General features: G+C 62.8%; 28 protein-coding genes. 4 read left to right on the plus strand and 24 right to left on the minus strand.

What is annotated here, in order from left to right:
• Positions 1–13: 13 nt before the first annotated feature.
• The 17 genes from ACODS0_RS10875 to ACODS0_RS10955 form a co-directional block, all read right to left on the minus strand.
• Positions 14–517 (minus strand): hypothetical protein, encoded by a 504-nt coding sequence (locus tag ACODS0_RS10875; RefSeq protein WP_228897412.1) that lies wholly within the window; start codon positions 515–517, stop codon positions 14–16.
• Positions 514–1,068 carry a type II secretion system protein GspM gene (gspM, locus tag ACODS0_RS10880; RefSeq protein WP_199727039.1) on the minus strand — a complete coding sequence of 185 codons (555 nt, stop codon included), beginning with the start codon at positions 1,066–1,068 and terminating at the stop codon, positions 514–516. Before gspM ends, ACODS0_RS10875 begins: the two co-directional genes overlap by 4 nt.
• The gene (locus ACODS0_RS10885) at positions 1,065–2,066 is read right to left on the minus strand and encodes a PilN domain-containing protein (RefSeq protein WP_121422237.1); all 1,002 of its coding nucleotides are present in this window, start codon (positions 2,064–2,066) and stop codon (positions 1,065–1,067) included. The genes gspM and ACODS0_RS10885 overlap by 4 nt, the downstream gene beginning before the upstream one ends.
• Positions 2,063–2,977: a type II secretion system minor pseudopilin gene (locus tag ACODS0_RS10890; protein ID WP_121422236.1), complete on the minus strand. Its 915-nt coding sequence runs from the start codon at positions 2,975–2,977 to the stop codon at positions 2,063–2,065. Before ACODS0_RS10890 ends, ACODS0_RS10885 begins: the two co-directional genes overlap by 4 nt.
• Entirely contained in the window at positions 2,977–3,588 is a 612-nt protein-coding gene (locus ACODS0_RS10895; RefSeq protein WP_121422235.1) for a prepilin-type N-terminal cleavage/methylation domain-containing protein, read from the minus strand. The genes ACODS0_RS10890 and ACODS0_RS10895 overlap by 1 nt, the downstream gene beginning before the upstream one ends.
• On the minus strand, positions 3,585–4,037 hold the full coding sequence (locus tag ACODS0_RS10900) for a type IV pilus modification PilV family protein (protein ID WP_055396819.1): 453 nt from the start codon (positions 4,035–4,037) through the stop codon (positions 3,585–3,587). The genes ACODS0_RS10895 and ACODS0_RS10900 overlap by 4 nt, the downstream gene beginning before the upstream one ends.
• Positions 4,034–4,528, minus strand: coding sequence for a GspH/FimT family pseudopilin (locus ACODS0_RS10905; RefSeq protein WP_121422234.1), 495 nt, complete (start codon positions 4,526–4,528; stop codon positions 4,034–4,036). The genes ACODS0_RS10900 and ACODS0_RS10905 overlap by 4 nt, the downstream gene beginning before the upstream one ends.
• A 50-nt stretch (positions 4,529–4,578) precedes the next feature.
• The gene (gene gspG / locus ACODS0_RS10910) at positions 4,579–5,022 is read right to left on the minus strand and encodes a type II secretion system major pseudopilin GspG (RefSeq protein WP_055396821.1); all 444 of its coding nucleotides are present in this window, start codon (positions 5,020–5,022) and stop codon (positions 4,579–4,581) included.
• Positions 5,023–5,048: 26 nt separating this feature from the next.
• Positions 5,049–6,257 carry a type II secretion system F family protein gene (locus ACODS0_RS10915; RefSeq protein WP_121422233.1) on the minus strand — a complete coding sequence of 403 codons (1,209 nt, stop codon included), beginning with the start codon at positions 6,255–6,257 and terminating at the stop codon, positions 5,049–5,051.
• Positions 6,250–7,968, minus strand: a complete 1,719-nt coding sequence (locus ACODS0_RS10920; RefSeq protein WP_487256892.1) for a GspE/PulE family protein — start codon at positions 7,966–7,968, stop codon at positions 6,250–6,252. Before ACODS0_RS10920 ends, ACODS0_RS10915 begins: the two co-directional genes overlap by 8 nt.
• A 72-nt stretch (positions 7,969–8,040) precedes the next feature.
• Entirely contained in the window at positions 8,041–8,979 is a 939-nt protein-coding gene (locus ACODS0_RS10925; protein WP_488834869.1) for a glycosyltransferase family 2 protein, read from the minus strand.
• Positions 8,980–9,047: 68 nt separating this feature from the next.
• Positions 9,048–10,241 (minus strand): DUF1972 domain-containing protein, encoded by a 1,194-nt coding sequence (locus ACODS0_RS10930; protein WP_488834871.1) that lies wholly within the window; start codon positions 10,239–10,241, stop codon positions 9,048–9,050.
• The gene (gene rfbC, locus ACODS0_RS10935) at positions 10,238–10,783 is read right to left on the minus strand and encodes a dTDP-4-dehydrorhamnose 3,5-epimerase (RefSeq protein WP_121422230.1); all 546 of its coding nucleotides are present in this window, start codon (positions 10,781–10,783) and stop codon (positions 10,238–10,240) included. Before rfbC ends, ACODS0_RS10930 begins: the two co-directional genes overlap by 4 nt.
• Before the next feature lie 6 nt (positions 10,784–10,789).
• Positions 10,790–11,674, minus strand: a complete 885-nt coding sequence (rfbA, locus tag ACODS0_RS10940) for a glucose-1-phosphate thymidylyltransferase RfbA (protein ID WP_055396830.1) — start codon at positions 11,672–11,674, stop codon at positions 10,790–10,792.
• Positions 11,675–11,688: 14 nt separating this feature from the next.
• Positions 11,689–12,579 (minus strand): dTDP-4-dehydrorhamnose reductase, encoded by an 891-nt coding sequence (gene rfbD / locus ACODS0_RS10945; protein ID WP_488834874.1) that lies wholly within the window; start codon positions 12,577–12,579, stop codon positions 11,689–11,691.
• Positions 12,576–13,670 (minus strand): dTDP-glucose 4,6-dehydratase, encoded by a 1,095-nt coding sequence (gene rfbB, locus ACODS0_RS10950; protein WP_121422228.1) that lies wholly within the window; start codon positions 13,668–13,670, stop codon positions 12,576–12,578. The genes rfbD and rfbB overlap by 4 nt, the downstream gene beginning before the upstream one ends.
• A gap of 111 nt (positions 13,671–13,781) precedes the next feature.
• Positions 13,782–15,767, minus strand: coding sequence for an SDR family oxidoreductase (locus ACODS0_RS10955; RefSeq protein ID WP_488834877.1), 1,986 nt, complete (start codon positions 15,765–15,767; stop codon positions 13,782–13,784).
• A gap of 227 nt (positions 15,768–15,994) precedes the next feature.
• Between ACODS0_RS10955 and ACODS0_RS10960 the strand changes: the two genes are divergently transcribed.
• The 3 genes from ACODS0_RS10960 (at position 15,995) to ACODS0_RS10970 (ending at position 18,325) form a co-directional block, all read left to right on the plus strand.
• Positions 15,995–16,600 (plus strand): phasin family protein, encoded by a 606-nt coding sequence (locus ACODS0_RS10960; RefSeq protein ID WP_488834879.1) that lies wholly within the window; start codon positions 15,995–15,997, stop codon positions 16,598–16,600.
• Between the two features lie 229 nt (positions 16,601–16,829).
• A complete protein-coding gene (locus ACODS0_RS10965; protein WP_121422226.1) occupies positions 16,830–17,492 on the plus strand; it encodes a TetR/AcrR family transcriptional regulator in 663 nt (220 codons plus the stop codon).
• A 56-nt stretch (positions 17,493–17,548) separates the two neighbouring features.
• Positions 17,549–18,325 carry a tetratricopeptide repeat protein gene (locus tag ACODS0_RS10970; RefSeq protein WP_488834881.1) on the plus strand — a complete coding sequence of 259 codons (777 nt, stop codon included), beginning with the start codon at positions 17,549–17,551 and terminating at the stop codon, positions 18,323–18,325.
• A 192-nt stretch (positions 18,326–18,517) separates the two neighbouring features.
• Here the strand turns inward: ACODS0_RS10970 and ACODS0_RS10975 are convergent, their stop codons facing one another.
• Positions 18,518–19,285, minus strand: a complete 768-nt coding sequence (locus tag ACODS0_RS10975; RefSeq protein ID WP_488834883.1) for a type III pantothenate kinase — start codon at positions 19,283–19,285, stop codon at positions 18,518–18,520.
• A 180-nt stretch (positions 19,286–19,465) separates the two neighbouring features.
• On the opposite strand from ACODS0_RS10975, the gene lysM reads away from it, so the two are divergent.
• Positions 19,466–19,951 carry a peptidoglycan-binding protein LysM gene (gene lysM, locus ACODS0_RS10980; RefSeq protein ID WP_055396847.1) on the plus strand — a complete coding sequence of 162 codons (486 nt, stop codon included), beginning with the start codon at positions 19,466–19,468 and terminating at the stop codon, positions 19,949–19,951.
• 197 nt (positions 19,952–20,148) lie between these two features.
• Here the strand turns inward: lysM and ACODS0_RS10985 are convergent, their stop codons facing one another.
• From ACODS0_RS10985 to glyQ, 6 genes are all read right to left on the minus strand, one after another.
• The gene (locus tag ACODS0_RS10985) at positions 20,149–20,571 is read right to left on the minus strand and encodes a rhodanese-like domain-containing protein (protein ID WP_487256886.1); all 423 of its coding nucleotides are present in this window, start codon (positions 20,569–20,571) and stop codon (positions 20,149–20,151) included.
• A gap of 137 nt (positions 20,572–20,708) precedes the next feature.
• Complete coding sequence (locus ACODS0_RS10990; protein ID WP_488834887.1) at positions 20,709–21,686, minus strand: M48 family metallopeptidase; 978 nt, start codon at positions 21,684–21,686, stop codon at positions 20,709–20,711.
• A gap of 11 nt (positions 21,687–21,697) precedes the next feature.
• Positions 21,698–22,474: a lysophospholipid acyltransferase family protein gene (locus ACODS0_RS10995; protein ID WP_121508834.1), complete on the minus strand. Its 777-nt coding sequence runs from the start codon at positions 22,472–22,474 to the stop codon at positions 21,698–21,700.
• A gap of 65 nt (positions 22,475–22,539) precedes the next feature.
• Positions 22,540–23,151, minus strand: a complete 612-nt coding sequence (gmhB, locus tag ACODS0_RS11000; RefSeq protein WP_055396855.1) for a D-glycero-beta-D-manno-heptose 1,7-bisphosphate 7-phosphatase — start codon at positions 23,149–23,151, stop codon at positions 22,540–22,542.
• Between the two features lie 52 nt (positions 23,152–23,203).
• The gene (gene glyS / locus ACODS0_RS11005) at positions 23,204–25,345 is read right to left on the minus strand and encodes a glycine--tRNA ligase subunit beta (RefSeq protein WP_488834888.1); all 2,142 of its coding nucleotides are present in this window, start codon (positions 25,343–25,345) and stop codon (positions 23,204–23,206) included.
• A 21-nt stretch (positions 25,346–25,366) separates the two neighbouring features.
• Positions 25,367–26,272: a glycine--tRNA ligase subunit alpha gene (gene glyQ / locus ACODS0_RS11010; protein ID WP_010462637.1), complete on the minus strand. Its 906-nt coding sequence runs from the start codon at positions 26,270–26,272 to the stop codon at positions 25,367–25,369.
• Positions 26,273–26,514 lie beyond the last annotated feature (242 nt).

The raw sequence follows: 26,514 nt of genomic DNA on the forward strand, positions 1-26,514 counted from the left end.
ACGCCGCTAGGGCTTATTGATTTGTTGCAGGCCTGCGCAGGCGGTCACCGATCGGTCCGGCTTTCACGGCCGCCGCACTTCCCGCTTCCAGCGGGCGCTCTACACGTTGGTCATCAGCTGACACAAAGAGAGCCTTGCGGCCATCAAAGGACTCAACTCGCCAGGGTTTGGTTTCCCCGGTGATCTTGAGGGTGCTGCCATCGGGGCGCTGCAAGATGGCCACACGCTCCTTGCCAGACTCAAATACTGCAGTGAGGCGCGCCTGCAGCAACTCCGTGACCAAACTGGTCTTTTTTTCTTCCACCGCCACCGGGCGCCGCGATGCCCACAACAAGGGGCGCTCCACTGCCTGCTTTGCCCGGACCTTGATCACAGGGGGCATGGGCTCAACCTTTGGAAGATCGGGCCGGCGCGCTTGCGGCGGGTTCCAGCGCTCTTTTTCGGTATGCCACCAGTAAGCGCTCGCAGCCACAGCTACGGCACCCAGGACGGGGCCGACGTACCAAGGTTTGATCATGGCTTGGCCTTTTCTGGTGCCAAGGGGGCCTCCAGCTGCAAAGACAGGCGTGCATTTTGCGGACCCGCGCCAGAACTTGCCCCCTCACGCGTGATGTTGGCGGTGCGCACCCAGAAAGGAGGGCGGTGCGTCTGAAGACTTTCCATAAAACTCACCAACTTGACCCATTCACCATTCACGGTTGCCGTCAAGCGTATGCGCGCCAGCTTGCCATCCACCCCAGGTTCCAGTGCGACTTGGGACGAAACCAGCGTGCCGCCAGAAGCCATGATCATCTGGCGAAGCTTCTGCTGGATATCGTTTTGAGAAGTTTCGCCAGCAGGGTGCACCAGCGGGGCCACTGTACTGCTTGCAGCGCTGAGCAGGGTTTCGATTTCAGCGCCGGCGTTCACCACCCCTTCCAGGCGTTCGCTGCGGGGCTCCAGTTGTTGCAGGGCGTTGTTGTAACGCGCCCAGAGAGTGCTGTAAATCAGAGCGGCACAAGCCAAGGCGCCAACAAACAGCACCAGCAGCAAAACCACCGAATGACGGCGCCATACATTCATTTTCATGGTTTTGCTCCCTCGCCCCGCCAGCGCATTTCAAACGTGAAGCGCTCTTTATTCAGCGTGCCGTCGCGCACACTTGCCCCGGTGGCGCGCACATCCACCAAGCCAGGCTGGCGCCCTAGATGCCCAATAAGTTCGGTAGCGTTAGCCGTCAAGCCCGTGATCCGGATTTCGCTACCGTTGACTTCGATGCGATCCAGCCAGGTGTCGGCAGGAATAGCGGCGGAAAGCGCATCCACGACACTGGCGAGAGGCAGGTCCGTACTGATGTTCTTGCGAAGCTCTTCCGCCAAGTCTGCCTGGCGGCGCAGTTCATCCATCTTCTGGCGCAAGGGAGCCGCCTTGGGCTCCAGCATGTTGACGTGCTCCACAGCGCGGACCACCGCCTGGCGCTTCAAGACCAGAGGCATGAGTGCCGGCAATGACAGTGCGGCGAGCAGGACAAGCACCAGCCCCACCCCCAACCAATCCATCCAACGCTGGCGGTTGTACTGCTTTTGCCACGCCGCTGTACGGACGGGAAGCGCGCGTCCCTGGCGCATCAGATACACAGGGGCATTTTCGGCAAACCCGTGCTGCGTCAATTGCTCGGCCAGGGTGTTGCGTCGGCACATGCCCCACTCCACCATCCAACCACCTTGGGCTTGAGGTTCTGCCCACCATGCCGCCACAATCTGTTCCGGCGGCATGGGAGAGACCCGCCACAGGGCTTCTTCGACGCCGCCTGCCAACGAGCGCCGCGGCATATCCGGCAACTGCACGGTGCCCCAAAGACAGCCGGACTCCGGTACCAGCAGGCTGGAAGCCTTTCGGTTGTTGGCGCGCTTGCGGGCACGGGTTCCAGTGATGGTCCAACGCCCTCCGTCGGACGCAATGGCTGCACTCGCGACTGCAGGCCAGGCGCCATGCTCCATGAGAACGCGCTTGAGATCACCGAAACCCCATGCCATTCGGTCCAGTGTTTTTTGCGCACGAAGAGATAGCTGCCCCCAACCTGTCATGGCTTGAATTCCTGTTCCGACTTGTTTAAGCGGCGTGTCGGCTCCAAAGAGAGCGTTGTCCAGGGCGTCAGACCACCGGGACGCTCGCTGAGATCGATCCATGCCTCACGCTGCCACCAGCGATCACCTTCAGCCCGCACAAAAGCATTGAGGCGCACTGTCAGACCGCCTCCAGCGCGGGCAGGCGAGAAAAATTCGGCTGCAGCTCCTGTCAAAAGCACGCCAGCCCGCGTTTCCGGTGGGGAGTTGTGAATGCGCGCCCCCAAACCTGGCTGTCCCGTGAGGACGTCGATCAGGGCGGGAGGGGCTGAATCGATTTCGATGCGTTGCTGCCCATTGATACCCAAGTGGGGCGCGATTATCTCATAGAGCTCAGACGTCATTCCCAGGACTGATCTCAGTTCCGAAAGGTCATCCAGCGCGCCATTTCGAGGCAGGGAGGGCCAGCCAGCAGCGCGGTATTGGGCAGCCTCAGCCCCGCCCACCCCACCTGGCGTGTCGTCAGGGTCGATGAAGTCCCGCACACGTGAGGTCAAGATGGCAGCCTCCCCCGAGGAGAGCCCTCCAGCTCTTTGAAAGAGCGCCTGCAGCAAAGCTTCGCTGGCGACATTAACGTCTACCAGCCCTCCAGAGGGCGTGATCTCCACCCAGATGTCATTCGACCCCATTGGCAAACGTTGAATGCGGTACCAACTGTCTGCGGTCTTTTCGGTCATCATTCGCTGCGCAGTCAGTTGGATCGCGGCGTCCAGCACGGACTCAGCGCGCAAGCGTTCCAAATCCAGCCCTGCGCGCTGCGTTTGCTGGCGAATCCCCCGTGAACTCGCCATCACCACCAATGACAAGGACGCAACCAGCCACAGCACCAGAATCAGCGCTGCGCCCCGGCTGCCGTGTTTCGACCGCTTCATCACCTTGCCCTCGCGAGAGGGAACACCAGAGGAGGCCAGTCTCCGCGCGCATCGGCAATTTCCACCCGGATACGTGCGGGGTACTGCGCTTTGGCAGAGTCCCATTGCTGAGTCCACAGACCCGTCAGCCCGTCCTGGTAATGCCACTGAAGCGTTCGCACATCCGACAGAAGTGTTTCGCGCAAAGCCTTGCCCCAGTCCAGCGCCATCAGTGCTCCGTCATAAGGAACGGCTTCTACCGACAGATCGACGCGCCCATCGGCATGGCGCAGGGGGCTCATGCGAAATACATAGAGCCCCCCAGCATCCCCCCGCTCCGGCAATGGCGCCACCCAGATCGCACCCGCAGCATTTCCGCTAAAAAAATTCACAAAGATGTTTTCGTCGCGCCGACTCAACAAGCGCAGGGTGTCAAACTTGCGCCCAAGCCATTGGCTGACCACCAACATGCGTTCAGAGCGCTCAATGACGCGCTGGTTGCGCTCTTCCGAACGCCCGATGACTCCCACGCCCGCAAACATCAGAGCGACCACTGCGGACGTCACGGCCAATGCGACCAGCAACTCCAACAAGGTAAAACCATGGGAAGTTTTTCGAAAAGAGTGGGTCATGGTGCAGACCTGTAGGGCTTCCATGTGGTCCATGTGACAGCCGTCACTCCATCTTTACTGACCTCTACGGTCACCCTTGCCGCACGCACAGGTGGCCCGGCCACCGGGCGACCGCTCTCGTCCATCATTTGGACCGGTTCGGGCGCCACCTGAATCCGCCAATTCCAATCGCCTGCCCGCCCGGAATCCTGTCGCATCAAATCCTCTGCAAAGGTTCCAGCAGCCACTGCCGACCTGGCCACGAGAGAGGCCTCCACCCGAGCCTCCACATCCACCACATTTTTGGAGCCTTGCCCCACGCTGCGGTAAAGACTTGCCAGCGCAATGGAAGCAATTGCCATGGCGACCAAGGCCTCCAGCAAACTGAACCCCCGTTGATTCCGTGGCGCTCGCCTGAATGACTTGAAAATAGGATCAATCAGGGGCAACAGACAGCACGTCACGGTCATGACTGGGCCGCGACCATGGATTGCTCCACCGTCCCAAGGAGCCAGTTCACGCGAAAGCTGACGCCCTGCCCACCTCTTAGCACTGCAAGCCGCCCGCCACGTGCGCCGCCGTCGGAATTGAACACAAAAATAGGTTCTCCCACGGCAGTTGCAGTTTTGCCAGTCCGCGAATTGCGTTCAATCGCTTCCCACTGGACCACCAGTGATGCAGGCACCTCCAGGGCCAGGCGCCCGTCAACCACCAGCCTGCGAATGTCTGACTGGTAGGTCACGGTCACCGAACGGCCTTCCTGGACGCTGAGCGCACGCGCTTTGTTCAATTGGCTGGAAACATCCCGTACCGTCTGGTTGTAGCGTGACCGCTCCATGTACGCCTGCCCGCCCGCCCCTACCACGGAGACAGTAATGGCAGCCAGCACCAGCACGACCAGCATCTCCAACAACGTGAAGCCACGGATGCGGAGGTCTGACGCCAACAAAGGGCGGCTCATGCGAAACAAGTCACCAGACGGCACTGGGGAGTGGAAAGCGCAACAGAGCGTCAGTTAAAAACGTCCGCGTTCTCACCGTCACCGCCCGGCTTGGCGTCGGACCCCAGAGAGAACACGTCGGGCCCGCCATTGCGTCCCGGGTTTTTGTACAAATAGGCGGCACCCCAAGGATCAGAAGGCAGGCCCTTCTTCAGGTAGGGACCATTCCATCCCTGGGCCGTTGCAGGCCGCTCTGCCAGGGCACGCAGCCCTTCCGCATCATTGGGATAACGGCCGACATCCAGCTTGAAAAGGTCCAGACTCTGCTCAATTTCCGAGATCTGAATGCGGGCCGTCTTGGACTTGGCACCGCCGAGTTGATCAAGCACCTTCGGGCCCACCAGCCCGGCAAGCAACGTCAGAATCACCAGAACCACCAGCAACTCAATCAGCGTGAACCCGGAGGAACGCTGCGCTCGCGCCATTGCTTTGTGTTCAAAATTCACTACATTCATTTCAAAATCTCTCAAATAATCCAGAATCAAATTGTGTCGTTGATCGACAAAACGCCACCCAGAATCGCAATAATAATGAAGGCAACCAAGGCCCCCAAAACAATAATAATCAAGGGCTCCATGGCTGCCAAAACACGCCCCATGGTACGCCGACCTTCATCCTCGTAACGATCTGCCAAACCCAGCAGAGTAATATCAAGCTGCCCTGTTTCCTCAGCAACCCGAATAAGCTGCGGGGTGCTGGATTTCCCGAAGTAAGGAGAGACAAACCCTGTGGAAAGTCGTTTGCCTGTTTTTACAATGCCCACCAGAGGTTCAATATCCTTGCGCAATGCGGTATTGGTCAGTGTGTCCACAGCAATGCGCAACGCATCCACCATGGGTACACCCCGCTGCAGCAAGATGCCGAAGGTGCGGAAATAAATAGCAAACTGCAGATTCCGCAACACCTTGCCGAACAGGGGGAGGTCCAACAGCACACTGTCAACGCGCAACCGCCCCGCAGGCGTCGCGCCCCAGCGGGAGCCCAGGAACAAGACCACCGTCAAGCCTAACAGGATTGCCATCCAGTGCGAGCGGATCAGATCACTGAGATCGACCACCAAGCGCGTGGAGTAAGGCAGTTTGTCGCCCATGGAATCAAAAATTTCCCGAAACTGGGGAACCACAAATGCCAGGAGCATCACGACGGACAGCACCGCAACAATCAGCAAGATGACGGGGTACGTCATGGAGGAAATGACGTAGTTGCGAAGCTTGTCTTCTGCCTCCAGTTGCACTGTGAGTTCTTTCAGAACCACATGCAGCGAACCAGAAGTTTCCCCCGCCCGAATCAGAACCAGATATTGGCGCCCAAGATCCCGCTCAAACGGCAGCAGCGACTGGTACAGAGACTTACCGCCACGCACCCCTTCCTCGACCTTGGCAATGAAGGCTTTCAGCCGCTCCGTGTTGGCCGTCTCCTTGAGCATGACCAGCGCCTTGTCCAGCGGCATGTTGGCCTGCTTGAGGTGGGCCATCTCGCGGCTGAACAAGAGGATCTCGCCACGTTTGAGCTTGCCCCCCCGGCTTTGCGGCTCATCTTGGGCAACTGCTGCCGACTCGTCTGCAATACGAACCGGCGTCACGCCCTGCCCAATGAGTCGCAGTCGCGCGGTCTCCACGTTCAGCGCGCGGATCGTCCCCTGGCAGGCCTTGCCATCGGACGTGATTCCATCGTATTGAAATTCAATCATTTTGACGCGCAACGCGCAGGACTTCTTCCGCAGTCGTCAGACCTTTGAAGACCTTGGTGGCGCCATCCTGCAACAAGTTCCCCCCGGCATAGGCGCCATCTCCGCCCCCCAACGAAGAACCTCTTTCGAGCACCACTTTTTTTACGTCTTCTGACATTACCAGCAATTCATGAACAGCCAACCGCCCTCGGTAGCCGGTCCCCCGGCATGCAGAACAACCGACGGACCGATAGATGACCTGGCCCTCCTCCATGGCCATGCCCAGGGAGGCTGCGGCCGCCTGCGCCTGGTCCGGCAGCAACGGCGCTTTGCATTCCTCACACAGCTTGCGCACCAGGCGCTGCGCCAGCACGCCAATGACGGACGCCGTGATCAGATAGGGCTCCACACCCATGTTGATGAGCCGCACGATGGCCCCGAGCGCGCTGTTGGTGTGCAGGGTGGACATGACCAAGTGGCCCGTCAATGCCGCCTGCACCGCAATTTCTGCGGTTTCGCCATCGCGCATTTCCCCGATCATGATCACATCAGGATCCTGACGGAGAAAGGATCGCAACACCTTCGCAAAGGTCAGCCCGATCTGGGGCTGGACCTGCACCTGGTTGAGCCATTGCAGCCGGTACTCCACCGGATCTTCCACCGTCAGAATCTTGAGGTTCTCGCCCTCCAGTTCCTGCATGGAGGCATACAGCGTGGTGGACTTCCCGGAGCCTGTGGGACCTGTCACCAGAAAGATCCCATGTGGCACGCTGAGCAGCTGACGCATGGTTTTCAAAGTGGGTGGCGTGAAGTGCAGGCTCTCCAACGAGAGCAGGTCGAAGTTCTTTTCCAGCAAGCGCATGACGACCGATTCGCCAAACATGGTGGGAATGGTGGACACGCGAGAGTCCATTTCCTTGCCATGCACGCGCAGCTTGGTGCGCCCGTCCTGCGGCATCCGGCGTTCCGCAATGTCCAGCTGCGAAAGGATCTTGATGCGGGACACCACAGCGGGGGCATCCTTGTTATCAATCTCGTCAATGGGGTACAGCTCGCCGTCCACCCGTATCCGGACCACCGATTTTTCTTCGTAGGTTTCGATGTGAATGTCGGAGGCCTGGGCCGCCACGGCCTGGGAGAGGATATGGCTCACGCGCTGGATGATGGGGGCCTCCGAGGCCATGTCCCTCAGGTGCTCGATGAATTCCGAAGCCTCAAACTGGTCCGCAACGGCTTCTCCTTCCGGCTCCGACTCCTGGACGTACCAGGCATTGAGCTGACTGGATATTTCAGACTCCAGGCCAAAAAAGACCCTGGGCACATCCCCAAAGACCAGGCGCAATGCATCGCGCAATGCCGCGCTCTTCGGATCCACCGATGCGAAATCCGGCGTTAACTCAGCGTCCTCTGCATTTCCCAAAGGAAGCAGGTTGTTGGCCAGCAAAAAGCTGGTGTTCAGCCGCGAAGTTTCCGGCTTTTCCTTCGGGAAAGCGTCCTGACGCACCAAAGGCAATCCGGCCTGCCGGGACAGTGCGGAGTAGACATCCACCTCAGACACCAGCCCCAGACTGATCAGCAGGCGCCCCAGGCGACCGCCCATGGAACGCTGGACCTCTAGCGCCCTCTCCAGGTCATTGCGCGACAACTTCTGGTCCGCAAGGAGCATCTCACCGAGCCTGGGCGCAGCGATATCGACGCTTTCCACTTCACCAATTTCAGCCGAGAGCTTCATTACCAACGCCTTTGAACATTCTTCCAACCACCCAATACCCGGGCCCGACTTGTCTCACTCGGGCGGAGTGAATCACTTGAACCACAGCAAACAGCGGCTTAATCGATCCAATTCAGGGCCCACATAATATTCGCGATACCCAAAAATTCTCGCCCTCAGAGGCCCATCCCTCCACGCAAGGTATTCTGACACGTAGCCTTCATCCAGCCCCAAGGCGCGCAATCGCAGCTGCAGCGCCTGCGCCTGCAGATAGGTAGCCCCACCCAGCACCCGGACACGCCGGACGATCCCCTGGCCATTCGTCAACAGCCGGAGCAAACGCGTCTTCAGGCTACGATCCTTGGCGCCTACCTGGTTGGCGCCATGCTGGCGATACAGGATCAGCGGGGTTGGCACAAAACGCCTATGGCCGCTTCCACTCACCAGGCCACACCACCAGTCGTGCATGATGGTGTCCTGCGGGAGGGGCAAGGCCATTCGCAACAGGGTGCGGTTCACCATCATCGTGCATCCCGTCACCTGGTTCACGCTGAGCAGCGAAAGTGGCGAGCACTGCAGAGGGTCCATACGTTGGTATGTGGCGAAGGACTCCGAAATCACGCCCAAGTGCTCATCCACCACCGTCAGGTCGGAGTGCACCAGACAAGGCATTTCCGCACCACCCTCTTGCTCCATTCGCACCATTTCTTGGAGACACAGCTCGATTTTCGGAGGGAGCCAGACATCGTCCTGGTCCGAGAAAGCAACCCAAGCAGCCACACCATCACGCAGGCTGGCCACCATGAGATTCTCAAAGTTTCGGACCAGCCCGTGCCCATGATGAGGGTTGGGCACAAGTACCAAACGCTCGCCAAAATGCACCCGGTAGCTTTCCAGGATGGCAAGCGTGTCATCCGAAGACCCGTCATCGCTGACGAGGAGGCGGAAATTCTGGTGGGTCTGGGCCAACAGCGAATCGAGCTGCGCACGGAGATACTTCGCCCCGTTGTACGTGGCCAGCAGCACATCCACCAGCGGTGACTGCGACGGGGCAGCCCCGCCCGCCCCTCCGCGTGAGGCCAATCCGTGAGTCGGCTCAGTCACACGGTCCCCGTGCTGGTTGTTGCAGCGCTGCGGGGCCGGCATTCTGAAAGCATCAGCGCCTCGTAGGCATCTGCGATGCCCTCCCAGGTGTAGTGCTCCGCCACGATATCGCGGGCGCGCTGGCTTCGCTGCGGCAGCATGGCGTCCGACTGGTCAACCAAGAGGTCCAGGCTGCGAGCGAGTTGCTCGGGGGTGGCAAAGTAGTCAGCCGCATCGCGTGCCACTTCGCGGTTGAACGGGTTGTCATGCGCAATGACCCAGTTTCCGCAGGCCAGTGCCTCGAGCAGCGAAGGGTTCGTCCCCCCCACCGAGTGCCCGTGCAGGTAACAGGCCGCATGTAGACGCAAGCTTACGAGCTGCCCGGTGTCGTAGATGCCCCCCACGAAACGCACGCGGTCGCTGGCATGTTGCCTCAGCAGTTGCTGGTAGGCCGTGGCACCGGACACATCCCCTACGATGACCAACGGCCAGTCACCGCCGTGCATCCTATAGCCTTGAACGATTTCAAGGATATGGTTTTCCGGCTCCGGGCGCGCCACGACCAGCATGTAGCGGCGGGGCTTCAGCCCCCAGGCAGAAAGCACGGAAGGGTCCACGTCCCGGTCCTGCACCAGTTCGGCGCCGTAGGCTATGAAGCTCGACGGAGCCCCCTTGGGATAAGTCTCGCGGAACCGCTGTGCAATGGCCTCGGCATCGGCGATGAGGCGCGTGGCCACCCGGCTGGCCACCCACTCCATACAGCGCAGGTAGATGCGTGCAACCCTCCCCCATTTGCTGCGGGCCCACTCCAGTCCGTCCACATTGATCCAGACCGGAACCCCAAAAACCCGGGGCCACCAGCAGGCCCACGCAGCGCCATACCCCAGCATGTAGACCAGGTCGTACCCCCGCCGGGCGTCCCACAGGCAGGCACAGTCGTAGGCCAGGACCGATGCAGCTCCCCACCGGGGCCGACGTTTGTGGCGTACGCGAACACCTTGGTAGAAGGTGTCTTCGACGGACGACTCGCTGGTCTCTGCATACACAGTGACCTCGTGGCCACGCTCCACCAGGCGTATCGAGAGTTGTTCGGCAAAGGTTTCGAACCCCCCATAGCTCGCGGGGATGCCCCTGGCTCCCAACAGGGCGATCCGCAGCTTGGCAGGGCGGTCCGGAGATCCACCCGTTGCACGCCCCTGCGCCGTCGTCAAAGGTCTGCCTCAGCGAACCAGCGCCCCGCCTGATCCTTCGCCGAAAGCTGAATGGCGGCCTCCACCGCTGGCCAGGCGATGGCAAGCTCTGGATCGTCCCAGCGAATGCAGCGCTCATGCTCCGGGCTGTAGTAGTCGGTGGTCTTGTAAAGGAAGTCAGCCGATTCGGACAACACCAGAAAACCGTGAGCAAGCCCCGGCGGCACCCAAAGCTGCCGGTGGTTGTCCTCGGTCAACAGGGCCCCCACCCACTGGCCAAAGGTGGGTGACCCCTTGCGAATATCCACTGCCACATCAAACACAGCGCCACGCACCACGCGCACGAGCTTGCCCTGCGCCCTGGGGGGCAACTGGTAGTGCAGGCCCCGCAACACACCCTGGCTGCTGCGGCTGTGGTTGTCCTGCACAAAATCGCACTGGACACCCGTGGCCTCCCGGAAGGCCTGCTGGTTGAAGCTTTCGTAGAAAAAACCACGGCTATCGCCGAACACCTTGGGCTCAAGGAGGACAACGTCTGGGATGGATTGCCGGATGGAGTGCATGGGGGATCAATAGACTTTGTCGTTCAGCAAACGCTGGAGGTACTGGCCGTAGCCGTTCTTGGCAAGAGGTTGTGCCAGGCGCTGCAACTGGGCACTGTCGATCCAGCCGGCGCGCCAGGCAATTTCCTCGGGGCAGGCAATCTTGAGGCCCTGGCGATGCTCCAGCGTCGCAATGAACTGACTGGCCTCCAGCAGGCTTTCATGGGTGCCAGTATCCAGCCAGGCATAGCCGCGGCCCATGATCTCGACATTGAGCTGCCCCTGCTCCAGGTACAGCCGGTTCAGGTCGGTGATTTCCAGTTCGCCGCGTGGCGATGGCTTCAAGCTCCTGGCCATCTGCGCAACCTGGTTGTCGTAGAAGTAGAGGCCTGTGACGGCATAGCTGCTCTTGGGCTGAGCAGGTTTTTCCTCCAACGACAACACCTTGCCCTGGGCATCGAACTCGGCCACACCGTAGCGCTCCGGGTCGTGCACATGGTAGGCAAACACGCTAGCACCCGCAGAGCGCTGTTGGGCGTTGCCCAGCAGTTCATGGAAATCGTGCCCGTAGAAGATGTTGTCTCCCAGCACCAGGGCGCTCGGAGCCCCATCCAGAAAAGACTCCCCGATCACAAACGCCTGCGCCAGGCCGTCCGGGCTGGGCTGCACCGCGTATTGCAGGTTCAAGCCCCATTGGCTTCCATCCCCCAGCAGTTGGGCAAAACGCGGCGTGTCCTGCGGGGTGCTGATAACCAGAATATCCCGGATGCCCGCCAGCATCAGCGTGCTGAGCGGGTAATAGATCATGGGCTTGTCGTAAACGGGCAGCAGTTGTTTGCTGATGGCCAGCGTGGCCGGGTGCAGCCGGGTGCCGGAGCCTCCTGCGAGGATGATGCCTTTGCGTTGCGTCATGGTCTGGGGTCCGTTCAGAGAATTTCCGTGAGCATGCGCGCCACGCCCTGTTGCCAATGGGGCATCTGCAAACCGAAGGTGGACTGCAGCTTGTGGGTGCTCAGGCGCGAGTTGTGGGGGCGCACGGCCGGTGTGGGAAATGCGCTTGTGGGCACAGGCACGACCTCTTTTGCTATTATTTTTGTAGCTATTTGCGCTTTCTGGGCTTGCGCCAGCACGTATTTTGCATACTGATTCCAGTTGGTCTCACCCGCAGCCACGCAGTGGTACAGGCCTGCATCCTGCGGGCGCTGCTGCAGGTGGCGCAGCGCATGGGCGGTCACATCGGCCAGCAGGTCGGCACCGGTGGGCGCACCCCATTGGTCATCAATCACCGTCAGCCGCTCACGCTCTTGCGCCAGCCGCAGCATGGTCTTGGCGAAGTTGCCGCCGCGTGCTGCGTAGACCCAGCTGGTGCGCAGGATCAGGTGTTTGGCGCCCGCCTCTGCAATGAGCTGCTCGCCTTCGAGTTTGGTGCGGCCGTAAACGCTCAGCGGGGCGGGTGTATCGGTCTCCACCCAGGGGCGGCTGCCGCTGCCATCGAAAACATAGTCCGTGCTGTAGTGCACGAGCCAAGCACCCAGCTTCGCGGCCTCCTGCGCAAGGGCTCCGGGCGTGGTGGCATTGAGGGTGCGGGCAAACTCGGCTTCGCTCTCAGCTTTGTCCACGGCCGTGTGGGCGGCGGCATTGACGATGACATCGGGGCGCAGGGCGCGCACCGTATCAGCCACGCCGGCGGGGTTGGAAAAGTCACCGCAGTGCTCGGTGCTATCGAAGTCCAACGCCGTGACGGAGCCCAGCACCGACAGGCTGCGCTGCAGCTCCCAGCCGACCTGGCCACCCTTGCCAAACAGCAGGATGTTCATGCAGTGGCGCCCGTCACAGCCGCAGCGGAGGCCTCCTGCGCATACTGGGTCTGCACCCAGTCGCGGTAGGCGCCGGTCTGCACGCTGGCCACCCAGTCCGCATGGTCCAGGTACCACTGCACGGTCTTGCGGATGCCGGTGTCGAAGGTCTCGGCGGGCTTCCAGCCCAGTTCGCGCTCGATCTTGCGGGCGTCGATGGCGTAGCGACGGTCGTGGCCTGGACGGTCTTTCACATAGGTGATCTGGGTGCGGTAGCTTTGGCCGTCAGCACGGGGGCGCAGCTCGTCGAGCAGGCTGCAGACCATGTTCACGATCTCGATGTTGGGCTTCTCGTTCCAGCCACCCACGTTGTAGGTCTCACCGGGCGCGCCAGCCTCCAGCACGCGGCGGATGGCGCTGCAGTGGTCCTTGACGTACAGCCAGTCGCGCACCTGCATGCCATCGCCATACACGGGCAGGTTCTTGCCAGCCAGAGCGTTGACGATCATCAGCGGGATTAGCTTTTCGGGGAAGTGGTAGGGCCCGTAGTTGTTGCTGCAGTTGGTGGTGAGCACCGGCAGGCCGTAGGTGTGGTGCCAAGCGCGCACCAGGTGGTCGCTGGCGGCCTTGCTGGCGCTGTAAGGGCTGTTGGGCTCAAAGCCACGCGTCTCGGCGAAGGCCGGGTCGGTGGGGGCCAGCGATCCGTAGACCTCGTCGGTGGACACATGCAGGAAGCGGAAGGCGGCACGTTCGCCCTCGGGCAGCGCGCTCCAGTAGGCACGCACGGCCTCCAGCAGGCGGAACGAGCCCACGATGTTGGTCTGGATGAAATCCTCGGGGCCATGGATGGAGCGATCCACATGCGATTCAGCCGCGAAGTTGACCACGGCGCGGGGCTTGTGCTCGGCCAGCAGGCGGGCCACCAGGGCGGTATCGCCGATGTCGCCCTGCACAAAGATGTGGCGCGCGTCACCCTGCACGCTGTCCAGGTTGTGCAGGTTGCCCGCGTAGGTGAGCTTGTCGAGGTTGACCACGGGCTCGCTGGAGGCAGCAAGCCAGTCAAGAACGAAGTTGGCGCCGATGAAACCCGCGCCGCCAGTAACCAGAATCATAGGGAGGGCCGTGTGAAATGCCTGCTCGGCAGAACCCACGATTATCCCACCCCGCCCGGCCCCCGGGTAACAGAGTTCAACGCGGGTATTTCTGCCCGGGCCGGCGGGTCATCAGAAGTGGATGCCTCGCATCATCTGCTGCAGCGCCACGGCCTCGGCCGACAGCTGCGGCTTGGCGTCCTTGCTGCCCTTGGCGGCGGTGGAGTCTGGGAACATGCGAAAGCTCGTGTTCATGGTGATCTGCGCCACGCGTGGCACCAGCGCGTGCAGCAGCTGGCCGGTGATGCCCAGCCGCGTGGCGATGCGCACCGGCTTGAAGATGCAGGCCTGGGCGATCATGTCCGCCGCCTCCTCGGGGCTCAGCGTGGGCACGTTGTTGTAGATCTTGGTGGGCGCAATCATGGGCGTGCGCACCAGGGGCATGTTGATGGTGGTGAAGGTGATGCCCTGGTCGGCAAACTCGCTGGAGGCACAGCGCGTCCACGCGTCCAGTGCCGCCTTGCTGGCCACATAGGCCGAAAAGCGGGGCGCATTGGTCAGCACGCCGATGGAGCTGATGTTGACCACATGGCCCTTGCGCTTAGCCACCATGCCGGGCAGAAAGCCCATGGTCACGCGCAGGCAGCCGAAATAGTTGAGCTGCATGGTGCGCTCGTAGTCGTGGAAGCGGTCGTAGCTCGACTCGATGGCGCGGCGGATGGAGCGGCCCGCGTTGTTGATGAGGAAGTCCACACCGCCGTGGTTGTCGATGAGCAACTGCACAAAACGGTCGCAGTCGGTCATGTCGGCAATGTCCGCCGAGTAAGCGATGAATTGGTAGCCCTTGGCCTTGGCCTCCGAGCACGCCTCGTCGAGCTTGTCCTGGTCACGCCCGCAGATGATGGTGGTCGCACCCGCCTCAGCAAACTTGTGCGCTGCCGCCAGCCCAATGCCGGACGATCCGCCGGTGATCAGCACCACCTTGCCAGCCACCGTGCCCTTGAGCGTGCGGTCAATGAACAGCTCGGGGTCCAGGTTGCGCTCCCAGTAGTCCCACAGCCGCCAGGCGTAGTCCTTCAGATTGGGGCAGGTGACGCCGGAGCCCTTGAGCGCGGCCAACGTTTCGCGGCAATCAAAGCGCGTGGGGTAGTTCACGAAGGTGAGCATGTCCTCGGGCAGGCCCAGGTCCTTCATCACCGCGTTGCGCACCCGGCGCACGGGCGCCAGTGCCATCAGGCTCTTCTTCACGCTCTTGGGAATGAAGCCCAGCAGCGCGGCGTTGACGAACAGGTTCATGCGCGGCGCATGGGCTGCGCGGCTGAAGATGTCGAGCACATCGCCCACGCGGTAGCCCACTGGGTCCACCAGGTGGTAGCACTTCTTGGTGATGTCCTTCTGGTGGCTGATGACGTTGAGGGCATTGACCACGAAGTCCACCGGCACGATGTTCACGCGCCCCCCTTCCAAGCCAACGGTGGGCATCCAGGGCGGCAGCAACTGGCGCAGGCGCTGGATGAGCTTGAAGAAGTAGTAGGGGCCGTCGATCTTGTCCATCTCGCCGGTCTGGCTGTCGCCCACCACCATGGCCGGGCGGTACACCGTCCAGGGCACCTTGCAGTCCTGGCGCACGATCTTTTCGCTCTCGTGTTTGGTCTGGAAGTACGGGTGGTCCAGGCCCTCGGCTTCCTCGAACATGTCTTCGCGGAACACGCCTTCGTACAGCCCGGCAGCCGCGATGGAGGAGACATGGTGGAAATGCCCGGCATCAATCGCCTTGGCCAGGTCCACCGTGTTGCGCGTTCCCTCGATGTTCACGGCCACCTGGGTTTCCTCGTCCGCACCCAGGTCGTAGACGGCAGCGAGGTGGTAGAAGTGGTCGATCTGGCCCTTGAGCTTCTTGACGTCTTCCGCCGCCACGCCCAGCTTCTTCGCGGTGAGATCGCCAAACACAGGGATCGCACGCGTGGGCCCGACACCCCAGAAGCTGCGCAGGTCGGCCACCTTGTCCGCACTTTCCTTGCGGATCAGGAAATGCACCACCGCCCCCTTGCGCTCCAGCAGCTTCTTGACCAGCCGCTTGCCAATGAACCCCGTTGCCCCCGTCACGAAATACTGCATGGATAACTCCTCTGAGATAGCTTCATTCTTGCCCAAGGCCTGCGCGCACCGATTCAGCAGAAACCCGCGCCGATGCTAGGCGGCCAGCGAACGCCCCCGCTAGATGGCACGCTCTACATTTTTAGGAGCGCGCGCCTACACCTGTCGCGCCGTGCGGCGTACAGTGCGGCCATGCGTCGAAGGCAACCCGCCCCGGCAAACCCAACCAACCGCACAACGGAGGCCCCATGGTCAAGAAACTGCAGAAACTCAGCGCTGACAAGAAAAAGAGCAACGCCCAACTGTCCAGCACCGTCAAGGACTCCGCCCAGCAGATCTGGCTGGCAGGCCTGGGTGCCTTCTCCAAGGCACAGGAAGAAGGCGGCAAGGTGTTTGAAGCCCTGGTCAAGGAAGGCTTGACCATCCAGCGCAAGACCCAGGCCGTGGCCGAAGAAAAGATCACCGAAGCCACCAGCCGCGTGACCACCATGGCCAGCGACATCGGCTCCAAGGCCCAGGGCCAGTGGGACAAGCTCGAAAACATCTTCGAAGACCGCGTGGCCAAGGCCCTCGCCAAGCTGGGCGTGCCCTCGGCCCGCGACCTGGAAGCCCTGAGCGCCCGTGTGGACGCCCTGGCCAAGGGCAGCAAGGCCGCACCCGCCAAAGCTGCTGCCAAGGCAGCCGCCAAACCCGCAGCCAAGGCTCCCGCCAAGAAGGCAGCGGCAAAGAAGGCGGCTCCTGCAAAGGCAGCCGCCAAGCCCGCTACCAAGGCCCCCGCCAAGAAGGCGGCTGCAAAGAAGACCGCGACACGTGCCGCTGCCGAAGCAGCCACCAGCACGCCATCGGCCAGCTGATCACGGCTTGCCACCGGCAAGCACCCAGCCCGCTCCAAGCGGTCCACGCGCCAAGGCGTTTGGACCGCTTTTCTTTTTTTGGTGAAACCCATGAAGTGCGCTACAAGCAGCCTAGGTACTGCATACGCACCCCACGTTCATGTCGCACTGCAGCATGACCGCGTGGGTTAGAGTAGCCATCAGAGACAACGCAACAACGACGCCAAACGACGCGAAGGGGCCCGCACACATGGTGAAGAAAGCGCCACGCCGCACCGCAGAACGCATTCTGGAAGTGACGCTGGACCTGTTCAACCGGTTCGGTGAGCCCAACGTCTCCACCACCCTGATCTCGGCCGAGCTGCGCATCAGCCCCGGCAACCTGTACTACCACTACCCGGCCAAGGACGAGCTGATCAACGCGCTGTTTGATCGCTACGAAACCTCGCTGACCGAACTGCTGGCCGCCGCCGATGGTGTGCGCAATGTGGAGGACGCCTGGTTCTTCATGCACTCGCTGTTCGAGCTGATCTGGCAGTACCGTTTCCTGTACCGCGATCTCAACGACCTGCTGTCCAAGAACCGGCGCCTGGAAACCCACTTCCAGGCCATCCTCAAGAACAAGACCCGCGCAGTGCGCGCCATGCTCGACGGTATGGGCCGCGCAGATGCACTGCACATCGACTCGCGCGAACTGGAGGCCACCGCCACCAGCATGGTCGTGGTGCTCACTTACTGGCTGAGCTTTGAATACGTGCGCGACCCGCGCCGCGCACTGGAGCCCGAAAGCGCCCAGGCCGCGCTGCTGCGCGGAGCCCACCATGTGCTGAACCTGCTCATGCCCTACCTCGAAAGCGGCCAGCGCGCCCACCTGCTGCAGCTGGTCGGCGCCTACGCACCAGCGCCAGGCTGATACACGGCCCACCCGCCACAGACACCCACCAACAAGAACTTCTGGAGACACACACCATGGCCAAATGGACCCCCTTCCCCCACGCCGGCGACTACCAATTTGACGCTGCGAGCGTCAAGAAGCATTGGGCACGACTGCATGGCGGTGATGCCGAACCCTGCCCCAAGGAGGCTGGCGTGCTGGAAGCCTGGGCGCTGTTCCACAACGGTGATTTTGAGAAAGCTGCGGCAGCGGGCCTGGCTGCCGGTGGCGCGGGTATCACTGCCGCCAACAAGGCCACCTCCATCTATGCCAACTACCTGGAGCCGAAGGAGAAGGCGCGCCTGGACCTGTTCATGCAGGTGGCCGAACGGGCGGAGGCCCAGGCCGCCAAGGAGCCCGACAACGCCAACGCCTGGTACTGGCATGCCTACGCACTGGGCCGCTACAGCCAGGGCATCAGCGTGGCCAAGGCGCTGGCGCAGGGCTTGGGTGGCAAGGTGAAGGACTCGCTGGAGAAGGCCATTGCCCTGTCGCCCAAACACGCCGATGCGCGCATTGCGCTGGGCGCCTTCCATGCCGAGGTGATCGACAAGGTGGGCTCGCTGATTGGCGGCATGACCTATGGCGCCAAGAAGGACACGGGCCTCAAGCTGTTTCAGGAAGCCCTCAAGCTCAACCCGGGATCGGCCATCGCGATGATCGAGTACGCCAATGCGCTCGTCATGCTGGAGGGCGACAAGAAAATGCAGGAAGCTACCGCGCTCTACGAAAAGGCCGCCGCCGCTGAACCCATGGATGCCATGGAGCGGCTGGATGTAGAGATGGCGCGGGCTGAACTGGAAGAAGAGTAAGAGGCATCCCCCTGAGCGGCTTTGCCGCTTCCCCCTTCTCTCGACTGGCTACGCCATTCGGGAAGGGGGACGACACCCTCGCTGCGGGACGGCCCTTGCTCGGTGTCTCTGGCTTGCGCAGCGCCAGTTTTGCACAGAGGTTTGCAGTAGATTGCCGTGTCGCGCTGCTATGGATGCGGAGCTCAAAAGCCCTCAGCCCCCAAACCGCTGCGCGGCAATCTCCAGCAGGCCGTCAAAAATCAGGTTGTCCACCAGCTCGAACGGCCGTGTCATGCTGGGCGCCATCTTCCAGCCTGCGCCGCCGGTCATGATGCAGGCGGGCTCCTGGCCACAGTGCTGCAGCAGGTGCTGGTACATGCGCTCCACGGCACCAGCGATGGCGTAGGTGCCGCCGCTGGTCAGTGCATCGCTGGTGTTGGTGGGGAACGGGCGCACTTCACCCGTGGGCACATGCAGGCCGGCGGTGCCTGATTCGAGCGCGCGCAGCATGATGCCGTGGCCGGGCAGGATCAGGCCGCCCATGAAGCGGCCCTCGGTGTCGATGCACTCCACCGTCACCGCCGTGCCCACCATCACCACCACCAGCGGCCGCGCCCGGCCACGTGCCAACACATGGTGGCGCGCGCCGATCATGGCCACCCAGCGGTCCGAGCCCAGGCGCGAGGGATGGTCGTAGCCGTTGGTGAGCCCCGCCTCCTGCGCCGACGACACCACCCACGAGGGGGTGACATCCCAGATTTCCATCTGCTCTTGCACGCGGCGTTTGACGGCATCGCCCGCCACCACGCAGCCCAGCATGCGCTCCGGGTGAGGCAGCGACTCCCAGCTACCTTCAGCCAGGCGGTCGATGTGATCGAGAAACTCGGCGCCATGCGCAATGAGCGCAGCCCCGGGGCGGGGAGCGTCGTACAACGCCCATTTGAGACGGGTGTTACCGACGTCGATGGCCAGAAAAGTCATGCGGCGGATTATCCCGAGTTTTGCGATGCACCTCTGCCCGAGGGCGACAGCCCCCGGCTGCACCACCCCTGCCCTCCCACAAATTGTGAAAAATCGTGTCGCGCCCGTGTCCGACACGACGCAGCCGCCCATTGCCGCTACAGTGGTCCTTCCTGTTTCTGCAACATTAGGAGGTACGACATGGGTCTTTTCAGTTTCATCAAGGAAGCCGGCGAAAAGCTGTTCGGCGGCAAAGAAGCACAGGCCGCCACGGCAGCAGCCCCCACGCAAGATGAACTCAACGCCAAGGCATCCAAGGCCATCGAGACCTACATCGCGTCCCAGAACCTGGGCGCCAGCAATGTGCAGGTCGCCTTTGAAGGACCCGAAGGCAAAGTCACCGTGAAGGGCACAGCCCCCACGCAGGCGGCCAAGGAAAAAGTCACCCTGTGCTGCGGCAACGTGGCCAGCGTGACCAGCGTCGAGAACCTGATGGATGTGACCAACCCCGAGCCCGAAGCCCAGTACCACGACGTGGTGCGCGGCGACACGCTCAGCGCCATCGCCAAGAAGTTCTATGGCGACGCCAACAAGTACCCCGTGATCTTTGAGGCCAACAAGCCCATGCTGAGCCACCCCGACAAGATCTATCCCGGCCAGAAACTCCGAATCCCGCAGGCTAAGTAACCCCCTGAGTCGCCTGCGGCGCCTTCCCCCAAGGGAAACACACCCGGCGGCCCGGCAAAGCCGGTTCCACGGGTGCACTGGCCTGAGTCGGAGGTGTACCGACGCCCGAGACAAACGGAACGCCGGGGCAAGTCAAGCTTTAGAGCCAGCTGCCAGCGCTTATCTATAAAGCGCTGGCAGCTATTTTTTTGGGAGCATCAACCCTGCTTCCACGGCAGACCGTGAAAACGCCAGCCGCCCTTTTTGCCACGCTGGCCCTGCGCATCGGCGTCGCCCTCAAAACCTTCCAGGATGTTGTAGGCCGTGATGCCCAGCTCAGTAGCGCGGCGCGCGGCGGCGATGGAGCGCACGCCGCTGCGGCAAAGCAGCACAGCCCGGGCGCCCTCAGGCACGGCCGTGCGCATCTGCGCATCAAAATCCGCGTTCATGGCCATGCCCGGCCACTGCTTCCACGCCACGGCGATGGCGCCGGGCACCTGCCCCACCCATTCCCGCTCGGCGTCGCTGCGCACATCCACCAGCACCGCCTGGCCGGCCTGTACCCACTGCCAGGCCTGCTGGGGCGTCACGTCACCGGCATAGCCGTCGGCGGGAGAAACGGAGGAGAGCGTATTTGTCATGGTTTGGATCCTTTCTGGGCACTAGGCAAAACGTTTGAACTGGGCGCGACCAGTGCGAGGGACGCAAGCCAAGGGCCGCCCCGCAGCGAGGGCGCCTTCCCCCTAGGGGGAAGGCGCCGCAGGCGACTCAGGGGGATTCACCACAAAGGCGCGGGCTCATCCCGCAAGCGGTTGCGCAGCTGCGCATAGTCGGGCACCACGGTGGCCACGGTGTCCCAGAAGCGCGGACTGTGGTCCATCACGCGCAGGTGGGCCAGTTCGTGCGCCACCACGTAGTCGATGATGGCTGGGCGATAGTGCAGCAGGCGCCAGTTCAGGCGGATGGAGCCGTCGGCCTTGGCACTGCCCCAGCGGGTGTTGGCGCTCGACAGGCGCAGGCTGGCCCAGCGCACGCCCAAGAGCGGAGCAAAGTGATCCAGCCGCTCGGTGAAGTGGCGGCGCGCGTCGCGCATGAGCCAGGCCTGCACAGCGTCGCGGATCTGCGCGGGGCTGGCGCTGTGAGGCAGGCCGATGTGCAGGCTGTGTGGCACCACATCCGTGCCCGCCACCAGCGCACCGCCTTTGCCCGCAAAACCGTGGCTCGGGTCCAGCACCACGGTCAAAGGCTCGCCCAGATAGGGCAACACGGCGCCATCGGCCCAGACAATACGACCGCCTTCCATGCGCTGGTGGCGCTCGCGCGCCTCAGACAGCTTGCGCAGGATCCATTCGGACTTCTCGCGCAGCGCAGAATCCACGCCCGACAGGGTGACCCAGCTGGGCGCACGTACCGACAATCCATCGGCCCCCACGGTAAAGCCGATGGTGCGGCGCCGCGCGCGCTGCAACGCATAGGCCACGACGGCATCGCCCAGCAGCACTTCGCGGCTGGCCTGCGGGTGGCGGAATTCGGCCGGAGACAGCAGAGATGGCAGCGGTACAGCAGGTGCAGCAGGTGCAGCAGGTGCAGCAGGCCGATTCACTACTGTTTTAGGAGCTACTGGCGCTTTCCCATCTAGCGCTGGGGGCAGTTTTGGCTTGGAATCTGCAGCCTTCACCCCCGGCGCCGCAGCCGGTCCTGCCGGTGCGACCGGCGGGTCGAAAAAGTCGAGCGCCAACTGCACAAGCCGCTGCATCACGCTCTGGCCTACTTCTCGCCCGCCTTGCCGTGCGGGGGGATGACCACGGCTGGGTACGCATCAGGGTCCAGGCGGCGCATCTCGGCCTCGATCCAGGCCTCCACTTCGCGCATCAGCTCGTCGGGCTTGCGGCCTACGCTGGAAATGGGCTTGCCGATGGACACATCCACCACGCCCGGGCGCTTGATGAAGGCCTTGCGCGGCCAGACCTTGGCGGACGTCACGGCAATTGGCACCACTGGCGCGCCGGTGTCGATGGCCAGGCGGGTGCCGCCGGTCTTGTAGTTGCCCTTTTGCCCACGCTCGATGCGCGTGCCTTCGGGGAACATGATGATCCAGATGCCCTGGGCCAACAGGTCCTTGCCCTGCTGCACCACCTTGTGGAAGGCTTGGGTGCGCTGGTCGCGGTCGATGTGGATCATGTCGAGGCGGCCGATGGCCCAGCCGAAGAACGGCACACGCAGCAGCTCCTTCTTGAACACATAGGCCAGGGGGCGCGGCATGATCGCGGGCATCAGAAAGGTCTCGTATGTGGACTGGTGCTTGACCAGCAGCACCGCCCCCGCGTTCTCGCCCTGCGGCAGGTTCTCCATGCCGATCACGTTGGCGCGGATGCCCAGGATCACGCGGGCACCGCTGATGCACAGTGACAGCCACGCGCGGGCGATGCGGTACAGCGGCTTGCCGCGCACGCCCAGCAGCGTGCCCAGCATGATGGTCAGCGCATAGGGCACCACAGTGATGCCCATCCAGAGAAGGTGAATGACGGAACGGATAAAGGCCATTTTGATGGTCATTTTGGCCGCCAGCGCTTATCTATCAAGCGCTAACAGCTATTAAAGTAATAGCATCAGAAAGCGGCACCACCAGGCGCTGGCAGGGGTGTCGCCGCCAGGGGTGCCGCAGCGGGCTGCACAGCAGGCAAAAGCTGGTCCACAAAATCACCCAGGCTGGCATGCACGCGCGTGCCCGGCGGAACCCCCGCTGGCAAGGGGCCACCCGGGTGCACCTGCGCCGACTGCCCCGTGCACACCAGGTGCAGCTGTGCGCCCAGTGCGGCGCCTGCCTGCAGGTGCGCAGTGCAGCTGCCCACCACCTGCACATCCTCACGCTCCACCCCATAGCGGTCACTGATCTGCTCCAGCAGCCCGGGGGCGGGCTTGCGGCACGCACACTCCTCATCGGCCGCGTGGGGGCAGTAGAAAACGGCATCAATGCGCCCACCCACCGCCGCCACCTGGCGGTGCATCTTGGCGTGGATGGCGTTCAGCGCCACCACATCAAACAAGCCCCGGCCCAGGCCCGGCTGGTTGGTGGCCACCACCACATGCCAGCCCGCATGGTTGAGGCGCGCAATGGCTTCGAGCGCGCCCGGCACAGCGGTCCACTCGTCGGCAGCGGTGACGTAGTCGTCCGCCAGCGGATTGAGGGTGCCGTCGCGGTCGAGGATGGCGAGTTTCATAGGAGGGGTTTACCTTGTGAGAACCGCCAGCCTAGCAGCTTGTGCAAACCGGTCAAACCGCCAGGCGGGACAGGTCGGCCACGCGGTTCATCGCGTTGTGCAGCATCTTGAGCAGACCCAGGCGATTCATGCGCACATCCAGTTGCTCGGCGTTGACCATCACATCGTCAAAGAACGCGTCCACCGGCGCACGCAGCACGGCCAGGGTCTGCAGCGATGCGGTGTAGTCGCCAGCATCGAACTGGGCGTTGGCTTCGGGCACGAAGCGCTGCAGGGCAGCGTACAGGTCCTGCTCGGCTTTTTCCTGCAGCAGCTCGGGGTTCACGTGCGCGTCCACCGGGCCTTCGACCTCGGCCTTCTTGAGGATGTTGCCCACGCGCTTGTTGGCGGCGGCAAGGGCGGGGCTTTCGGGCAAGGCGGCGAAGGCGCGCACTGCGGCGAGTTGTTTTTCGACCAAGGCCAGACGCTGCGGGCGCAGGGCTAGCACCGCGTCGACTTCCTGGGCGCTGTAGCCTTGCTCACGCAGGCTGCCGGCGAGGCGGTCGTAGATGAAGTCGGCCAGGGCCGCTGAAGCATCGGTGATCTTGTCGCCAAAGGCGGGCACTGCACCAGCCAGAAGCGCATTCATCTCCAGCGGCAGATCCTTCTCGACCAGCATGCGGATCACGCCAAGCGCGTGGCGGCGCAGCGCAAACGGATCGCGGTCGCCCGTGGGCAGGTTGCCGATGCCGAACATACCGACCAGGGTTTCGAGCTTGTCGGCCAGGGCCACCACGACGCCTGCGGTGTTGCGCGGCAGCGCGTCGCCCGCAAAACGCGGCTTGTAGTGGTCTTCGATCGCGTGCGCCACGGTCTCGCCCAGGCCGTCGTTCAGGGCGTAGTAGCCGCCCATGATGCCCTGCAGCTCAGGAAACTCGCCCACCATGTCGGTCACGAGGTCGGTCTTGGCCAGTTGCGCGGACAGGTCGGCATCCTGCACCAGTTGTGCGTCGCCCAGCTGGGATGCAATCGCCTTGGCAATGGCGCGCACGCGCTCCACGCGTTCACCCTGCGTGCCTAGCTTGTTGTGGTACACGACCTTACCCAGACCCTCGACGCGCGAGGCCAGGGTCTTCTTGCGGTCCTGATCAAAGAAAAACTTGGCATCGGCCAAACGGGGGCGCACCACGCGCTCGTTGCCGCCGGTCACAAAGCTCGTGTCTTCGGGGCTGATGTTGCTGACCACCAGGAACTTGTTGGTCAGCTTGCCTGCAGCGTCCAGCAGCGGGAAGTACTTCTGGTTGGCCTTCATCGTGAGGATGAGGCATTCCTGCGGCACGCCCAGGAACTGCTCTTCAAACTGGCAGATGACCACGTTGGGGCGCTCGACCAGCGCGGTCACTTCGTCGAGCAGCGCCTCGTCTTCAATGGGGCGGGCGCCATTGCCGACCTTGGCGGCAGCCGCGGCCAGCTGGCGCGCGATCTCGGCCTTGCGCTCGGCAAAGCTGGCGATCACGGCGCCGTCCTTCTTCAGCGTGGCGGAGTAGCTGTCGGCGTCGGCCAGCACCACGGGCGACACGGCGGCTTCAAAACGGTGGCCGGTGGTGCTGTTGCCAGCGGTCAGGCCCAGCGCCTTCACGGGCACCACGGTGCTGCCATGCAGCGCCACCAGGCCGTGCGCGGGGCGCACAAAGTTCACGCTGGTCCAGCCGGGCAGCTCGCAGTCGGTTTCGAGCTGATAGCTCATGACCTTGGGGATGGGGAGCTTGGCAATGGCTTCGTCCAGCGCCTTTTGCAAGCCCGCTTGCAACGTAGCACCGGGCACCACGCTATCGTAGAACAGGGCTTCGGCCTTGCCGTCCTGCGCACGCTTCAAGGCGGCCACAGCGGCTGCGGGGTTGGACACATCGGCGCCCAGCGCCTGCAGCTTTTTCAGCAGCGCAGGCGTGGCATTGCCGTCCGCTTGAAGGCCCACGGTCACGGGCATCAGCTTTTGCTGCACGGCCTTGTCAGCGGCCTTGTCGGCCACGGCGGTCACATGCGCAGCCAGGCGGCGAGGCGAGGCAAAGGGCGTGACCACCGAGGCAGCCGTCGCCAGGCCCTGGGCCTTGAGCTGGTCGCCCAGCACGGTAGCGAAGGCATCGCCCAGCTTCTGCAGCGCCTTGGGGGGCAATTCTTCGACAAACAGTTCAACGAGGAGGTTTTGGGTCGTCATGTTCTTGTTCTTTCCGCGCGCTCACGCAGCCTTCTTCGTCATCTGTTCCACCCACTCGCGGGGCGCCATCGGGAAGCCCAGGCGCTCACGGCTTTCGTAGTAGCTCTGCGCCACGGCGCGGGCCAGGTTGCGGATGCGGCCGATGTAGGCAGCGCGTTCCGTCACGCTGATGGCGCCACGGGCATCCAGCAGGTTGAAGCTGTGCGCGGCCTTGAGCACCTGCTCGTACGCAGGCAGCGCCAGCTGCTGCTCCATCAGGTACTTGGCCTGCTTTTCGTGCGCATTGAAGGCGGTGAACAGAAAGTCAGCATCGCTGTGCTCGAAGTTGTAGGTGGACTGCTCCACCTCGTTTTGCTTGTACACGTCGCCGTAGCTCAGGGTGTCGGTCCACTTGAGGTTGTAGACGTTGTCCACGCCCTGCAGGTACATGGCCAGGCGCTCCAGGCCATAGGTGATCTCACCCGTGGCAGGCTTGCAGTCGATGCCGCCCACCTGCTGGAAGTAGGTGAACTGCGTCACCTCCATGCCGTTGAGCCAGACCTCCCAGCCCAGGCCCCAGGCGCCGAGCGTGGGGTTCTCCCAGTCGTCTTCGACAAAGCGGATGTCGTTCTTTTTCAGGTCGAAGCCCAGGGCTTCGAGGCTGCCCAGGTACAGCTCCAGGATGTTGGCCGGTGCGGGCTTGAGCACCACCTGGTACTGGTAGTAGTGCTGCAGGCGGTTGGGGTTCTCGCCGTAGCGGCCGTCCTTGGGGCGGCGGCTGGGCTGCACGTAGGCGGCCTTCCAGGGCTCGGGGCCGATGGCGCGCAGGAAGGTGGCGGTGTGCGAGGTGCCGGCGCCCACTTCCATGTCATAGGGTTGCAAAAGGGCGCAACCCTGCGCGTCCCAGTAGGACTGCAGCTTCAAAATGATTTGCTGGAATGTCAACATGGCGTCTTTGGCTGAGGCACTGGCAAGCCAGGGCCGAGCAAGTAAGGGGAAAAAGAAGAAAAGGCGGTGCGGATGCCAGCCCCGGCGCCTGCCACCCCAAAGGTAGCAAGGACGGGCCTCGCGCGCGCAAACCAGTGATTTTACGGCGCGCAGCCGCACGTGCTGCGGCAGCGCCAGCAACATCGGCCCGCGCCCATGAAAAAAGGCCGGAGCCCTTTTGGAGCACCAGCCTTCCCAACCAG

The organism is Acidovorax sp. FG60 (assembly GCF_057808995.1).

What these genes read in the sequence shown, in the direction of transcription:
- ACODS0_RS10995 (WP_121508834.1), bottom strand. Translation starts at nt 22,474, where the DNA reads ATGGCCTTTATCCGTTCCGTCATTCACCTTCTCTGGATGGGCATCACT.
- ACODS0_RS10985 (WP_487256886.1), bottom strand. Translation starts at nt 20,571, where the DNA reads ATGACAAATACGCTCTCCTCCGTTTCTCCCGCCGACGGCTATGCCGGT.
- ACODS0_RS10900 (WP_055396819.1), bottom strand. Translation starts at nt 4,037, where the DNA reads ATGACCGTGACGTGCTGTCTGTTGCCCCTGATTGATCCTATTTTCAAG.
- gspG (WP_055396821.1), bottom strand. Translation starts at nt 5,022, where the DNA reads ATGAATGTAGTGAATTTTGAACACAAAGCAATGGCGCGAGCGCAGCGT.
- glyQ (WP_010462637.1), bottom strand. Translation starts at nt 26,272, where the DNA reads ATGTTGACATTCCAGCAAATCATTTTGAAGCTGCAGTCCTACTGGGAC.
- ACODS0_RS10915 (WP_121422233.1), bottom strand. Translation starts at nt 6,257, where the DNA reads ATGATTGAATTTCAATACGATGGAATCACGTCCGATGGCAAGGCCTGC.
- ACODS0_RS10920 (WP_487256892.1), bottom strand. Translation starts at nt 7,968, where the DNA reads ATGAAGCTCTCGGCTGAAATTGGTGAAGTGGAAAGCGTCGATATCGCT.
- gspM (WP_199727039.1), bottom strand. Translation starts at nt 1,068, where the DNA reads ATGAAAATGAATGTATGGCGCCGTCATTCGGTGGTTTTGCTGCTGGTG.
- ACODS0_RS10975 (WP_488834883.1), bottom strand. Translation starts at nt 19,285, where the DNA reads ATGACTTTTCTGGCCATCGACGTCGGTAACACCCGTCTCAAATGGGCG.
- ACODS0_RS10905 (WP_121422234.1), bottom strand. Translation starts at nt 4,528, where the DNA reads ATGAGCCGCCCTTTGTTGGCGTCAGACCTCCGCATCCGTGGCTTCACG.
- rfbA (WP_055396830.1), bottom strand. Translation starts at nt 11,674, where the DNA reads ATGACGCAACGCAAAGGCATCATCCTCGCAGGAGGCTCCGGCACCCGG.
- ACODS0_RS10890 (WP_121422236.1), bottom strand. Translation starts at nt 2,977, where the DNA reads ATGAAGCGGTCGAAACACGGCAGCCGGGGCGCAGCGCTGATTCTGGTG.
- ACODS0_RS10895 (WP_121422235.1), bottom strand. Translation starts at nt 3,588, where the DNA reads ATGACCCACTCTTTTCGAAAAACTTCCCATGGTTTTACCTTGTTGGAG.
- gmhB (WP_055396855.1), bottom strand. Translation starts at nt 23,151, where the DNA reads ATGAAACTCGCCATCCTCGACCGCGACGGCACCCTCAATCCGCTGGCG.
- ACODS0_RS10960 (WP_488834879.1), top strand. Translation starts at nt 15,995, where the DNA reads ATGGTCAAGAAACTGCAGAAACTCAGCGCTGACAAGAAAAAGAGCAAC.
- ACODS0_RS10970 (WP_488834881.1), top strand. Translation starts at nt 17,549, where the DNA reads ATGGCCAAATGGACCCCCTTCCCCCACGCCGGCGACTACCAATTTGAC.
- lysM (WP_055396847.1), top strand. Translation starts at nt 19,466, where the DNA reads ATGGGTCTTTTCAGTTTCATCAAGGAAGCCGGCGAAAAGCTGTTCGGC.
- rfbD (WP_488834874.1), bottom strand. Translation starts at nt 12,579, where the DNA reads ATGAACATCCTGCTGTTTGGCAAGGGTGGCCAGGTCGGCTGGGAGCTG.
- ACODS0_RS10875 (WP_228897412.1), bottom strand. Translation starts at nt 517, where the DNA reads ATGATCAAACCTTGGTACGTCGGCCCCGTCCTGGGTGCCGTAGCTGTG.
- ACODS0_RS10955 (WP_488834877.1), bottom strand. Translation starts at nt 15,767, where the DNA reads ATGCAGTATTTCGTGACGGGGGCAACGGGGTTCATTGGCAAGCGGCTG.
- ACODS0_RS10885 (WP_121422237.1), bottom strand. Translation starts at nt 2,066, where the DNA reads ATGACAGGTTGGGGGCAGCTATCTCTTCGTGCGCAAAAAACACTGGAC.
- glyS (WP_488834888.1), bottom strand. Translation starts at nt 25,345, where the DNA reads ATGACGACCCAAAACCTCCTCGTTGAACTGTTTGTCGAAGAATTGCCC.
- rfbB (WP_121422228.1), bottom strand. Translation starts at nt 13,670, where the DNA reads ATGATTCTGGTTACTGGCGGCGCGGGTTTCATCGGCGCCAACTTCGTT.
- rfbC (WP_121422230.1), bottom strand. Translation starts at nt 10,783, where the DNA reads ATGCACTCCATCCGGCAATCCATCCCAGACGTTGTCCTCCTTGAGCCC.
- ACODS0_RS10965 (WP_121422226.1), top strand. Translation starts at nt 16,830, where the DNA reads ATGGTGAAGAAAGCGCCACGCCGCACCGCAGAACGCATTCTGGAAGTG.
- ACODS0_RS10990 (WP_488834887.1), bottom strand. Translation starts at nt 21,686, where the DNA reads ATGCAGCGGCTTGTGCAGTTGGCGCTCGACTTTTTCGACCCGCCGGTC.